Genomic DNA, 12,983 nt, shown 5'->3' on the forward strand with positions numbered 1-12,983 from the left:
ACGGACCTGTAGGAGTGAGCCTGCTCGCGATTGGGCGGCACATTCACCATTATTTTTGACTGGATAACCGCCTTCGCGAGCAAGCTCGCTCACACAGGGTTTGTGGTGTTTCTGTGGGAGGGATGGTGGCTGGGCTGGCCTCATCGCGAGCAGGCTCACTCCTACATTTTGATATTTGGTGTATCAGGTAAAAAACCGGCGGGGTCTTGGGGGCCGCCGCCGGGGAGGTAACTTAGATGCCGAAACGGTCGCGCAGTGAGTAGTAGACAGCACCGAGGGCGGTCAGTGGCGCGGAGAAGGTGCGGCCGCCGAGCATTGGCATGTGCGGCAAGGACGCGAAAGCGTCGAAACGTTCGGCGTCGCCACGGATCATTTCCGAGATCAGTTTGCCGGCCAGGTGCGAGCAGGTGACGCCGTGGCCGCTGTAGCCTTGCATGTAGTAGGCGTTCTTTTCGATGCGGCCGAATTGCGGCATGCGTGACATGGTCAGCAGGAAGTTGCCGGTCCAGCGGTAGTCGATCTTGACGTCTTTGAGCTGCGGGAAGGTCTTGAGGATCTTCGGGCGGATCAGTTGTTCGATGTCGTCCGGTTCCCGCGCGCCGTAAACCACACCGCCGCCGTAAAGCAGACGGTTGTCGGCGGTGAGGCGGTAGTAATCCAGCAGATAGTTACAGTCTTCGACGCAGTAGTTGTTGGTGATCAGGCTGCGCGCCTGCTTTTCGGTCAACGGCTCGGTGACGACGATCTGCGAACCGCACGGCATGCTTTTCGCGGTCACGCGGTTGTCGAGACCTTGCGGCAGATAAGCGTTGCCGGCGATCAGCAGGTACTTGGCGCGGACCTGGCCTTTGGCGGTGCGCACGACGTTAGGCTCGCCGTATTTGATTTCTACAGCCGCTGATTGCTCGTAAATCTTGCCGCCCAAACGCGTGATCGCAGCCGCTTCACCGAGCGCCAGATTCAGCGGATGCACGTGGCCGCCCTGCATATCGAGCAGACCACCGACGTAAGCATCGGAGCCGACTTCACGACGAATCTCAGCCGCGTCGAGCATCTTCAGATTGCGGTTGCCATAACGCTCCCAGCCGCGCTTCTGCTCGGCCAGACCGTTGAGTTGTTTCTTGTTCATCGCTGCGAAGATACCGCCCGGGCGGTAGTCGCATTGGATGTCGTATTCCTTGATGCGCGAACGGATGATGTCGGCGCCTTCGAAGATCATGCTGCCGAGAATTTCTGCAGTCTTGTCGCCGTAGCGCTCTTCGATCACGTCGACGTCGCGGCTGTAGGAGTTGACCAGTTGACCGCCGTTGCGACCGCTCGCGCCGTAGCCGACTTTCGCCGCTTCCAGCACCGTCACTTTGTAGCCGGCTTCGGTGAGGAACAGCGCCGAAGACAGGCCGGTGTAGCCAGCGCCGATGATGCAGACGTCGCACTCGACCGACTCTTCCAGAACCGGAAAGTCGATGACTTCATTGCGAGTGGCGGCGTAGTAGCTGTTTACGTGTTGCTGTTTCATACGTTTCTCCGAGGGCCGCCAATCAAAGGCGACCACCGCTGTAATAGAGTCAGAGCTTGATCCAGGTCGCTTTCAGCTCGGTGTACTTGTCGAACGCGTGCAGCGATTTATCGCGACCGTTGCCCGACTGCTTGAAACCACCGAACGGTGCGGTCATGTCGCCGCCGTCGTACTGGTTGACCCAGACGCTGCCGGCACGCAGGCCACGGGCGAAGGTATGCGCCTTGCTCAGGTTGCTGGTCCACACGCCGGCGGCGAGGCCGAAGATGCTGTCGTTGGCGATCCGCAGCGCTTCTTCGGCGGTGTCGAAGGTGATCAGCGACAGCACTGGGCCGAAGATTTCTTCCTGGGCGATGGTCATCGCGTTGGTCACGCCGTCGAACAGCGCCGGTTGCACATAGAGGCCGCCAGTTTCTTCAAGGGTGCGTTGACCGCCAGCAATCAGCTCGGCGCCCTGCTCGCGACCGATGCTGATGTAGCGCAGCACGTTGTCGAGTTGACGCTGATCGACCACGGCACCGACGGTGGTGGCAGGATCCAGTGAATGACCCGGTTTCCACGCTTGCAGCGCTTCCACCAACAGCGGAATGAACTGCTCGCGGATCGAACGCTCGACCAGCAAGCGCGAACCGGCGGTGCAAACTTCGCCCTGGTTGAAGGCAATGGCGCCGGCCGCTGCTTGTGCTGCCGCGCGCAAGTCCGGTGCGTCGGCAAACACCACGTTCGGGCTCTTGCCCCCGGCTTCGAGCCAGACGCGTTTCATGTTGCTTTGCCCGGCATAAATCATCAGTTGCTTGGCAATCGCCGTCGAGCCAGTGAAGGCCAGCACGTCGACGTCCATGTGCAACGCCAGCGCCTTGCCGACAGTGTGGCCGAAGCCTGGCAGCACGTTGAACACGCCTTTCGGAATGCCGGCATCCAGCGCAAGCTGAGCAATGCGGATCGCCGTCAGCGGCGATTTTTCCGAAGGCTTGAGGATGAACGAGTTGCCTGCTGCCAGTGCCGGCGCGAACTTCCAACTGGCCATGATCAGCGGGAAGTTCCACGGCACGATCGCCGCAACGACGCCCGACGGCTCGCGAGTGACGAGGCCGAGTTGGTCGTGGGGTGTGGCGGCGACTTCGTCGTAGATCTTGTCGATGGCTTCGGCGCTCCAGCGGATCGCGTTGGCGGTCGCCGGGATGTCGATGCTCATCGAATCGCTGATCGGTTTACCCATGTCGAGGGTTTCCAGCAGCGCCAGCTCTTCCTGGTTCTGCAGGATCAGATCGGCGAAGCGAATCAGGATGCGCTTGCGCTCGGCCGGGGCTTTTTTCGCCCACGCGCCGGATTCAAAAGACTGACGCGCGACTTCAACGGCGAGGTTGGCGTCGGCTTCATCGGTGCTGGCCACGGAGGCGAGGTAACGCCCGTCGACGGGGCTCAGGCATTCAAACGTGTCGCCACTGATGGCCGGGCGGTATTCACCGTTGATGAACGCGCGGGCTTCGATGGTCAGGGACTGGAAGCGTTGTTCCCAGTCGTTGCGGGTCGTTGTCATTGTTGTGGCTCGACAAGGGGGGGATTGGGGGTGTCGGGGTGTTGTGTCTGGTTTGAGATGGCTGCCCTCACCCTAGCCCTCTCCCGGGGGTAGAGGGGACCGACCGAGTTGTCTTGGGAGATACACCGACCTGAACGACCGAGTCGAATATAGATTCGGCAAAAATCGTTCAGGTCGGCGGATTCCCCGAGCATCCCCGAATCAGTCCCCTCTCCCTCCGGGCGGTCCGACGTTTCGGGAGGGTTAGGGTGAGGGGCTCTTCAGCTTTTGAGGGCCTCAGCCAATCACACCGTATGCAGATACCAGTTGTACTCAAGGTCAGAAATCGAGTTCTCAAACTCGGCCAGCTCACTTTCCTTGCACGCAACAAACACGTCGATGTACATCGGGTCGATGTAGCGGGCCATGACTTCGCTGTCGTCCAGTTCGCGCAGTGCGTCGCGCAGGTTGTTCGGCAGGCTCTGTTCGTTCTGCTCGTAGCTGTTGCCTTCCACCGGGGCGCCCGGCTCGATCTGATTGGTCAGACCGTGGTGAATACCGGCCAGCACCGAAGCCATCAGCAAGTACGGGTTGGCGTCAGCACCGGCGACGCGATGCTCGATACGCACAGCATCGGCCGACCCGGTTGGCACACGAACCGCAACGGTGCGGTTATCGATACCCCAACTCGGCGAGTTCGGTACGTAGAACTGCGCGCCGAAGCGGCGGTACGAGTTGACGTTCGGGCAGAGGAACGCCATTTGCGCAGGCAGGGTCTCCAGCACACCGCCGATCGCGTGGCGCAGCGCGGCGTTCTGCTCGGGATCCTCGCTGGCAAAGATGTTGTTGCCCTCTTTGTCCAGGATCGAAATGTGCACGTGCAGACCATTGCCCGCCTGGCCCGGATACGGCTTGGCCATGAAGGTGGTGTCCATCTCATGGTCGTAGGCGATGTTCTTCACCAGACGCTTGAGCAGGACGGCGTAGTCGCACGCCTTGATCGGGTCGGAGACGTGATGCAGGTTGACTTCGAACTGCGCCGGGGCGCTTTCCTTGACGATCGCGTCAGCCGGGATGCCCTGCTCTTTCGCGCCTTCGAGGATGTCTTGCAGGCAATCGACGTATTCGTCGAGGTCGTCGATCAGGTACACCTGAGTCGACACCGGACGCTTGCCGGACACCGGCGAACGTGGCGATTGCGGACGACCGTTCACGTTGTCCTGGTCGATCAGATAGAACTCGAGTTCGAATGCCGCGCAGATGGTCAGGCCGAGGTCGTCGAATTTGCGCACGACGTTGGCCAGCACTTCACGCGGGTCGGCGAAGAACGGCTGGCCTTCGATCTCGTGCATGGTCATTAGAAGTTGTGCGGTTGGGCGCTTCTGCCACGGCTCGATACTCAGGGTGCCGGGGATCGGGTAGCAGATGCGGTCAGCGTCGCCGATATCCAGACCCAGACCGGTGCTTTCCACCGTGGAGCCGTTGATGTCGAGCGCGAAAAGCGAGGCCGGCAGGTTGATGCCTTTCTCGTAAACCTTATGAAGACTGGTGCGTTCGATACGCTTGCCGCGCACCACACCGTTCATATCCGCAATCAGAAGGTCGACGTACAAAACCTCAGGATATTTCTTAAGGAATGCGTTTGCTTCGTTGAGTTGAACGGTACGCAGAGGGACCGACATGATGCACCTATTTAGCTGTTAATTATTATGTTCACTGCTGTTTCGCCGAGCCAGTCAACCCGAACGGCAAAGTGAAGTCAATAGCGAACAGATGGCCGTTCAGGGTTTATTTTTCGGGCTTTTTTTAACACTTGCGTGCCAATACAGGCGCCACAGGCCCGAGAATCATGAAGATTTGATGAACGGCGTTTAGAATTTTTTACATGGCAGTTGTTAATTAAAATCAACGAGGCTAAGCTCCGGAAAAGCTCGTTCAAGTGTCAAACTTCGAGGTGAATAAAAATGGCATTCAAGCCATTGATCGGCGTTACTGCCTGCGTCAAACAGATTGGCCTGCACCCCTATCACATCAGCGGCGACAAGTACGTACGTGCTGTCAGCGTTGGCGCTAACGGGCTGCCAGTGGTCATTCCTTCCCTTGGCAAGCTGACTGAAATCGAAGACCTGCTCGGTCAACTCGACGGTCTGCTGCTGACCGGCTCGCCCTCGAACGTGGAGCCCTTCCACTATCAAGGCCCGGCCAGCGAACCCGGCACGGATCATGATCCGGCGCGGGATGCCACCACCCTTCCTTTATTACGTGCAGCCATCGCGGCGGGCGTTCCGGTGCTCGGCATTTGCCGGGGCTTCCAGGAAATGAACGTGGCGTTCGGCGGCAGCCTGCATCAGAAGGTGCATGAGCTGCCAGGCATGCTTGATCACCGTGAAGCCGATAGCCCTGATGTGGCCGTGCAATACGCGCCGGCTCACGCGGTGACCGTGCTTGCTGGCGGCGTGTTCGAGGCGCTGGGATTGCCCGGCGAGTTCCAGGTCAACTCGATTCACAGCCAGGGCATTGATCGCCTCGCTCCCGGCTTGCGTGCCGAAGCGGTGGCGCCGGACGGCTTGATCGAGGCGATCTCGGTCGAGCACAGCCCGACCTTCGCCCTCGGCGTGCAATGGCACCCGGAATGGCAAGTGCTCGATAACCCGAACTACCTGAAGATTTTCCAGGCATTCGGCGCGGCTTGTCGGCAACGGGCGGCGCGGCGCAACCAGCGCTGACACACCCCAAAGGTCACAACGATTTACTGCCCCCACGGACGTCGGGTGTGCCTTTGCGCATCCGTCATTCGTGAACAACAACACCCGTAATAACAACAAGTACGACCCAGGCAGCCAGGACGGCGGCGCCGAACAAGCCCTCGGCAGTGCAAGGTCAGTCAGGCATGCGCAATTCCCCTGTAGGAGTGAGCCTGCTCGCGATAGCAATAGACCAGTCAACAGAGATGTCGACTGACATGGCCTCATCGCGAGCAGGCTCACTCCTACAGGGGATGTGTAATGACTGAGATTGCGCTTACAGGCTTGCAATCCACTTAAGCCCGGCCACATTGGCCCGGCGAACGAAACCTGTTGGGAGTTTCACATGGCAAACGCCTCCAGCACTTACAGGAAGGCACTTGAAGGTCATCAGCAACCGAAAAAGGTGCTGGTGAAAGTCGATCGTGTCACCAAGAAGTTCGACGAAACCGTGGCAGTGGACGATGTGTCCCTGGAGATCCATCAGGGCGAAATCTTCGCCTTGCTCGGCGGCTCCGGTTCGGGCAAATCGACCCTGCTGCGCATGCTCGCCGGTTTCGAGCGGCCGACCGAAGGGCGGATTCTGCTCGACGGCGTGGACATCACTGACATGCCGCCGTACGAGCGGCCGATCAACATGATGTTCCAGTCCTACGCGCTGTTCCCACACATGACCGTCGCGCAGAACATCGCCTTCGGCCTCAAGCAGGACCGTTTGCCGGCCAGTGAAATCGATGCCCGTGTCGATGAAATGCTGCGTCTGGTGCATATGACTCAATACGCCAAACGCCGCCCGCACCAGTTGTCCGGCGGTCAGCGTCAGCGCGTCGCCCTCGCCCGCTCGCTGGCCAAGCGTCCGAAGCTGTTGCTGCTCGACGAGCCAATGGGTGCGCTGGACAAAAAGCTGCGTTCGCAGATGCAACTGGAACTGGTGCAGATCATCGAACGCGTCGGCGTGACCTGCGTGATGGTCACCCACGACCAGGAAGAGGCCATGACCATGGCTGAGCGCATCGCGATCATGCACCTGGGCTGGATCGCGCAAATCGGCAGCCCCGTCGACATCTACGAAGCCCCGGTCAGCCGCATGGTCTGCGAATTCATCGGCAACGTGAACGCCTTCGATGGCACCGTGGTGGAAGACCTTGAAGGTCACGCGATCATCCACAGCCCGGACTTGCAGCAGAAGATCTACGTCGGTCACGGCGTCAGCACTTCAGTGCAGGACAAGTCGGTCACCTACGCGATCCGTCCGGAAAAAATGCTCGTCAGCACCACCCAACCCGAGTTCCGCTACAACTGGTCCGAAGGCAAGGTGCATGACATCGCCTACCTCGGCGGTCACTCGGTGTTCTACGTCGAATTGCCCGGCGGCAAAATCGTCCAGTCGTTCATGGCCAACGCCGAACGCCGTGGCGCGCGCCCGACCTGGGACGACAAGGTCTACGTCTGGTGGGAAGACGACAGCGGCGTGGTACTGCGCTCATGAAAACCTTCAATCAGCAATTCCTGCGCCTGGTGCCCAGCGGGCGAAAACTGGTGATCGGCATTCCGTTCATCTGGCTGTTCCTGTTCTTCATGTTGCCGTTCTTCCTGGTGATGAAGATCAGTTTCTCGGAAGCCGCGCTGTCGATCCCGCCGTACTCGGAGATCTACACCTACGCCGAACAGAAATTCCAGCTGATGCTCAACATCGGCAACTACACCATGCTCGGCGAAGACGAGCTGTACCTGTCGGCCTACCTCGGTTCGCTGAAGGTCGCGGCGCTGAGCACGCTGATGTGTCTGCTGATCGGTTTCCCGATGGCCTACGCGATCACCAAGACCGGCAAGGAAACGCAAAACGTCCTGCTGCTGTTGATCATGATGCCTACTTGGACCGCGATCCTGATCCGCGTTTACGCATGGATGGGCATCCTCAGCAACAACGGTTTGCTCAACGGGTTTCTGATGTGGACGGGGCTCACCGACCACCCGATCGAGATCCTCAACACCAACACGGCCGTGTATATCGGCGTGGTCTACGCCTACCTGCCGTTCATGGTGTTGCCGCTGTACGCCAACCTGGTGAAGCACGACGGCAGCTTGCTGGAAGCCGCGCAGGACCTGGGTTCGAGCAACTTCAACAACTTCTGGAAAATCACCGTGCCGCTGGCCAAGAACGGGATTATTGCCGGCTGCATGCTGGTGTTCATTCCGGTGGTCGGTGAGTTCGTGATTCCCGAACTGTTGGGTGGCCCGGAGACCCTGATGATCGGTCGCGTGCTGTGGCAAGAGTTCTTCAATAACCGCGACTGGCCCGTGGCGTCTGCGCTGGCGGTGGTGATGCTGTTGATCCTGATTGTGCCGATTCTGCTGTTCAACCGCAGCCAGGCCAAAGAGATGGAGGCACGGGGATGAAACGCTTCGGTTTTTCCAAGTTCATGCTGATCTTCGGCCTGCTGTTCATTTATCTGCCGATGCTGATTCTGGTGATCTACTCGTTCAACGCCTCGAAACTGGTGACGGTATGGGGCGGCTGGTCGGTGAAGTGGTACGTCGGCCTGCTCGACAACACGCAACTGATGGGCTCGGTGGTGCGCTCGCTGGAAATCGCCTGCTACACCGCGATTGCTGCCGTGGCGCTGGGCACCCTCGCCGCTTTCGTGCTGACCCGCGTCACGCGCTTCAAGGGTCGCACGCTGTTCGGTGGTCTGGTCACCGCGCCGTTGGTGATGCCTGAAGTGATCACCGGTCTGTCGCTGTTGCTGCTGTTCGTGGCCATGGCGCAGTTGATCGGCTGGCCGCAGGAGCGTGGCATCGTCACGATCTGGATCGCCCACACCACGTTTTGTGCCGCTTATGTCGCGGTGGTAGTCTCCGCGCGCTTGCGGGAACTGGATCTGTCGATCGAAGAAGCGGCGATGGATCTCGGCGCGAAACCGTTCAAGGTGTTTTTCCTGATCACCATTCCAATGATCGCGCCGTCGCTGGCGGCGGGCGGCATGATGTCGTTCGCCTTGTCGCTGGATGACCTGGTGTTGGCGAGCTTCGTTTCCGGCCCGGGTTCGACCACGTTGCCGATGGAAGTGTTCTCGGCGGTGCGTCTGGGCGTGAAGCCTGAGATCAACGCCGTGGCCAGCCTGATTCTGCTGGCGGTGTCGCTGGTGACCTTCCTGGTCTGGTACTTCGGCCGCAAGGCAGAAGCCAATCGCAAGCGGGCAATTCAGGAAGCGATGGATCAGACCGCAAACGAGTCGTGGCAGCAACCGCAACAAGCCGCCACCGCATAACCCTGTAGGAGCTGCGGCACGCTGCGATCTTCTGATCTTGATGTGAAAGATCAAAAGATCGCAGCCTCGTTTCACTCGACAGCTCCTACACAAATGTAGTCAGCCCCTCGGTCAGCCCCTCTCCCCCTGGGAGAGGGTTAGGGTGAGGGGGCTTTGCGTAACGTGAATAAAAAGAATGGAGTTGTACCGATGAAAATGTTTGGCAGGACTCTGCTGACACTGTCCTTAATGGGCGCAATGGTCATGGGCGCCCAGGCCAACGACAAGGTGCTGCGTGTTTACAACTGGTCTGATTACATCGCGCCGGACACCGTCAAGAAGTTCGAGGACGAGACCGGCATCCGCGTGACCTACGACGTCTTCGACAGCAACGAAACCCTCGAGGCGCGTTTGCTGGCGGGCAAATCCGGCTACGACCTGGTCGTGCCGTCGAACAGTTTCCTGGCCAAGCAGATCAAGGCCGGCGTCTATCAGACGCTGGACAAATCCAAGCTGCCGAACTGGAAGAATCTCAACCCGGTGCTGCTGAAAAACGCCGCCGCCAGTGATCCGGACAACGCCCACGCGTTCCCTTATATGTGGGGCTCGATCGGCATCGGCTTCAATCCGGCCAAGGTCAAGGAAGTGCTCGGCGCCAACGCCCCGACCAATTCATGGGATTTGTTGTTCAAACCGGAAAACGCTGAAAAACTCAAAGCCTGCGGCATCAGTTTCCTCGATTCGCCGACCGAAATGATCCCGGCCGCCCTGCACTACCTGGGCTACCCGGTGAACGACAAGGACACCGCGCACATCAAGGAAGCCGAGGCGCTGTTCATGAAGATCCGCCCGAACGTGGCGTACTTCCACTCCTCGAAATACATCTCGGATCTGGCCAACGGCAACATCTGCGTGGCGGTCGGTTACTCCGGCGACGTGCTGCAGGCCAAGGCTCGCGCGGTGGAATCGGGCAACAACGTGGTGATCGACTACAGCATTCCCAAAGAAGGCGCCGGCAGCTTCTACGACATGGTCGCGATCCCCCGCGATGCGGCGAACGTCGAGAACGCCTACCTGTTCATGGACTTCCTGATGCGCCCGGAGATCATCGCCGAGATCACCAACAGCAACGGCTACAGCAACGCCAATGCGGCGGCGACGCCATTGGTGGATGAAGCGATCCGCAACGACCCGGGTTCGTACCCGTCGCAAGCGGTGATGGCGACGCTGTATGCGGTGCCGGATCAGCCGATTGCCACCCAGCGGATCATGACCCGTGGCTGGACCCGGGTGAAACTCGGTAAGTGAGCCGATGATCGTTCCCACGCTCCGCGTGGGTACGCAGTCCGGGACGCTCTGCGTCCCAAAGCGTGACGCGGAGCGTCACAAGAGGCATTCCCACGCAGAGCGTGGGAACGATCAGTGTAAAAATTTCCCGTTCACGCAGCGCCTTACCACCGCTGCACCCTGCAATGAACGGCCTCACCTGGCTTCCTCGGTCAAGGTGAATTTCAGGCGCCCTCGGGCGCCTTTTTTTGTGCGCTCAAATCAGCGGCCAATCCTGCAGGATGCGATAGCGACCCTTGTGCGATTCGAACAAGGCAAAGCGTTCGGCATGCAAGAAAAACTCCGGCGGCGTGGCGGATTCCGGCTCTGGCGCACGGTAGTCTCGGGCGAGGGTCAGATGCGGACGAAACTCGCGGGGCGTCTCTTCAAAACCAAAAGGCAACATCGCCTGCTCCAATGCGTAGACCAGCCGCAGCAGCGCCTGCGGGGCCTGCTCGGGGGCGAGCGACAACACCCCGGCGCGATGCCAGACCTGCAGTCGATCAAGCGGAATTCTCAAGGCCTCTCCCGGCGTACGCACTTGTCCGGCGGCCTCGCAGACTTCGTTGATCTGCGCCAAGGGCACGGCGCCGAGAAACAGCAGCGTCAGGTGGAAATTGTCCGCCGGCACCGGCTTACCGGTTCGCAAACCCAACTCCCCGCGCCAATGAGCAATTGCCTTGCGTTGCACCGCCGGGCAATCGAGGGCGAAAAACAGTCGCTTCGCTTCTTCGGTCATGGCCCTGCTCCCCTGTTCAAAGTGATCCGCCGGATTCTACACAGCCTGATCTGACGACTCGTGACAGGAAGCTATAGTTCAAGGATTGCCATCAACCGGAGGCCACCATGCGCGAGATCCTCAGCAAAGAACCGTGGTGGGCCCGGCCGCCCAATCCTGGGCAGGATGAAAGCGAACTGGAATGGGGCTGGCTGGTGCATTACAGCGAGGGCGAGCCGCGCTTCGAATTCGTCCGTGAACGCCCGACGGACGAGCAGATCCGCAACCGTAAAAGCTGCAGAATCACTCCCTCGGAGTGAACACAATACCTGTAGGAGTGAGCCTGCTCGCGATGGCGTTCGCACATTCAATGCTTCATTGACAGACCCACCGTGATCGCGAGCAGGCTCACTCGTACAAAAGATTTACGTTGGTTTCAGGGTTCGAGGATATTTTTAAAGCCACCAAAAATCATGCGCTGGCCATCAAACCCCATCGGATTGACGTCCGGTTGCATGCGCGGATCTTCCATAATTTTGCCCATGCCGGCGTCCCGAGTGGCCTTGTCGGGCCAGATCAGCCAGCCGGATGAAACCGTCTCGCCCTCCTTGAGTTTGACCGCCATCGGAAATGACGTGACCTTGCCCTCCGGCACGTCATCGCCCCAGCACTGCATCACATCCTGTGCACCGTATTCTTTAAACAGTTTCGCCGCGATTTCACAGTGCTTTTTGTACTGCTCACGATTGGCGGTCGGCACCGGCGCTACGAAAATATCGATGTAAGCCATGATCACTCTCCTTGCACGTTGGGTTCGATCTGCTGATTGGTCGATTGCGGCGGCTGCCATTCGACACGATTCCCCCCCAAGCCGACCGACGGTTCATCAACCCTATCCAGATTGCGCTCGACCTGCCCGGCCAGGTGCAACGTGCCGGCCATAACGCCAGTCGTCGGGCTCTGCACCAGTTTCAGCCAGGCTTTGTCGAAGGTGCTACCCAGACTGGTGCGAATCAGCGCTTCGCTGTCGGGTCGGTCATTGGCCTGGAGGATGGCGCGAATGCCGGCGACACCGACCGAGATCAGCCCTCCAGCCAGTTTCCCCGCCGCGGCCGCTACAGCACTGGCGGCCCCGCGCGGGGCCATTTCCGCTTCCATCCGCTGACTGGCGCGCTTGGCCACCGGGGCCATGCCAGCATCGGTCGAGGCAATGCCCTTGGCGCCGCCGTCAGTGTGGATCTTGTCGATCAACGCGGCATAGGCCGGCAAGGTGTTCAACGGTTCCGTGCTGATCACTTGAAACAACGAAGCATCGCGCGCTGGCGGCGGGCCCAGTGCAATGGCGGGGATTTTCTGCAAACGCCCGTTGAGCTGAGCGACAGGCACACCATGACGCTGGGCGATGAGCGGCATCTGCTGCGCCATCAACTGCGCATAGAACGCCGTCGCCTGCCCCAGAATCGCATCCGGATCGATCTCCACCGCAACCGGCGCCAGCACCCTTTCCTGATATTGCTCAAGCAGATACGCCGCCAGCCGCTTGGCTGACGCATCTTGCTCACCGCCGGCATTGATCGTGTACCAACTGACTTTCATCGACAGCCATTCCTGGGTCCAGTAGCTGCTGAACCACGGAATGAAATTTTCTTCAGTTTGCTGATAGACGCGAGTGCGCCAATGTTCCATCGAACCGCGGGCAAAGACTTTAACTTGCTCGGTGGACTGCTGCGAAGCGCTGACAATTTCCCGGTCGATCTGCTGCCAGGTGGCCGGCGAGACAAACACGGCTTGCGGCGCTGACACCGGCGCCCGCGCCGAAGTGGCGCAGCCGGCCAGCAACAACAGTGCGGCGACGAGCAGCGCACGCGAGTTCACGGTGGCGGTGTCCTTGAGATGAGTGGGATGCAGA

General features: G+C 59.7%; 12 protein-coding genes. 6 read left to right on the top strand and 6 right to left on the bottom strand.

The window, feature by feature from the left end:
• Nucleotides 1–232 precede the first annotated feature (232 nt).
• The 3 genes from ACOYXH_RS13870 to ACOYXH_RS13880 all read right to left on the bottom strand — a co-directional run bounded on the left by ACOYXH_RS13870 (nt 233) and on the right by ACOYXH_RS13880 (nt 4,717).
• A complete protein-coding gene (locus ACOYXH_RS13870; protein WP_016987688.1) occupies nt 233–1,516 on the bottom strand; it encodes an NAD(P)/FAD-dependent oxidoreductase in 1,284 nt (427 codons plus the stop codon).
• A 49-nt stretch (nt 1,517–1,565) separates the two neighbouring features.
• Nucleotides 1,566–3,056 carry an aldehyde dehydrogenase gene (locus ACOYXH_RS13875; protein WP_460410823.1) on the bottom strand — a complete coding sequence of 497 codons (1,491 nt, stop codon included), beginning with the start codon at nt 3,054–3,056 and terminating at the stop codon, nt 1,566–1,568.
• A 284-nt stretch (nt 3,057–3,340) separates the two neighbouring features.
• A complete protein-coding gene (locus ACOYXH_RS13880; RefSeq protein WP_007918694.1) occupies nt 3,341–4,717 on the bottom strand; it encodes a glutamine synthetase family protein in 1,377 nt (458 codons plus the stop codon).
• Nucleotides 4,718–4,999: 282 nt separating this feature from the next.
• On the opposite strand from ACOYXH_RS13880, the gene ACOYXH_RS13885 reads away from it, so the two are divergent.
• From ACOYXH_RS13885 to ACOYXH_RS13905, 5 genes are all read left to right on the top strand, one after another.
• A complete protein-coding gene (locus ACOYXH_RS13885; protein WP_095047961.1) occupies nt 5,000–5,761 on the top strand; it encodes a gamma-glutamyl-gamma-aminobutyrate hydrolase family protein in 762 nt (253 codons plus the stop codon).
• A gap of 364 nt (nt 5,762–6,125) precedes the next feature.
• Complete coding sequence (locus tag ACOYXH_RS13890) at nt 6,126–7,268, top strand: ABC transporter ATP-binding protein (RefSeq protein WP_007919249.1); 1,143 nt, start codon at nt 6,126–6,128, stop codon at nt 7,266–7,268.
• A 29-nt stretch (nt 7,269–7,297) separates the two neighbouring features.
• A complete protein-coding gene (locus tag ACOYXH_RS13895) occupies nt 7,298–8,179 on the top strand; it encodes an ABC transporter permease subunit (protein ID WP_371857722.1) in 882 nt (293 codons plus the stop codon).
• On the top strand, nt 8,176–9,051 hold the full coding sequence (locus tag ACOYXH_RS13900) for an ABC transporter permease subunit (RefSeq protein WP_460410824.1): 876 nt from the start codon (nt 8,176–8,178) through the stop codon (nt 9,049–9,051). Before ACOYXH_RS13895 ends, ACOYXH_RS13900 begins: the two co-directional genes overlap by 4 nt.
• A 189-nt stretch (nt 9,052–9,240) precedes the next feature.
• Nucleotides 9,241–10,338 (top strand): polyamine ABC transporter substrate-binding protein, encoded by a 1,098-nt coding sequence (locus ACOYXH_RS13905; RefSeq protein WP_093440814.1) that lies wholly within the window; start codon nt 9,241–9,243, stop codon nt 10,336–10,338.
• A 235-nt stretch (nt 10,339–10,573) separates the two neighbouring features.
• Here the strand turns inward: ACOYXH_RS13905 and thpR are convergent, their stop codons facing one another.
• Nucleotides 10,574–11,095 carry an RNA 2',3'-cyclic phosphodiesterase gene (gene thpR, locus ACOYXH_RS13910; protein WP_220556423.1) on the bottom strand — a complete coding sequence of 174 codons (522 nt, stop codon included), beginning with the start codon at nt 11,093–11,095 and terminating at the stop codon, nt 10,574–10,576.
• Between the two features lie 107 nt (nt 11,096–11,202).
• On the opposite strand from thpR, the gene ACOYXH_RS13915 reads away from it, so the two are divergent.
• Nucleotides 11,203–11,394: a hypothetical protein gene (locus tag ACOYXH_RS13915; RefSeq protein WP_095047965.1), complete on the top strand. Its 192-nt coding sequence runs from the start codon at nt 11,203–11,205 to the stop codon at nt 11,392–11,394.
• A 116-nt stretch (nt 11,395–11,510) separates the two neighbouring features.
• On the opposite strand, the gene ACOYXH_RS13920 is transcribed toward ACOYXH_RS13915, so the two are convergent.
• Both ACOYXH_RS13920 and ACOYXH_RS13925 read right to left on the bottom strand, forming a co-directional pair.
• A complete protein-coding gene (locus ACOYXH_RS13920) occupies nt 11,511–11,864 on the bottom strand; it encodes a DUF1428 domain-containing protein (RefSeq protein ID WP_460410825.1) in 354 nt (117 codons plus the stop codon).
• Between the two features lie 2 nt (nt 11,865–11,866).
• Entirely contained in the window at nt 11,867–12,949 is a 1,083-nt protein-coding gene (locus tag ACOYXH_RS13925; RefSeq protein ID WP_095124558.1) for a hypothetical protein, read from the bottom strand.
• Between the last annotated feature and the right edge of the window lie 34 nt (nt 12,950–12,983).

The sequence above is a fragment of the Pseudomonas sp. Mb7 genome, assembly GCF_054790525.1.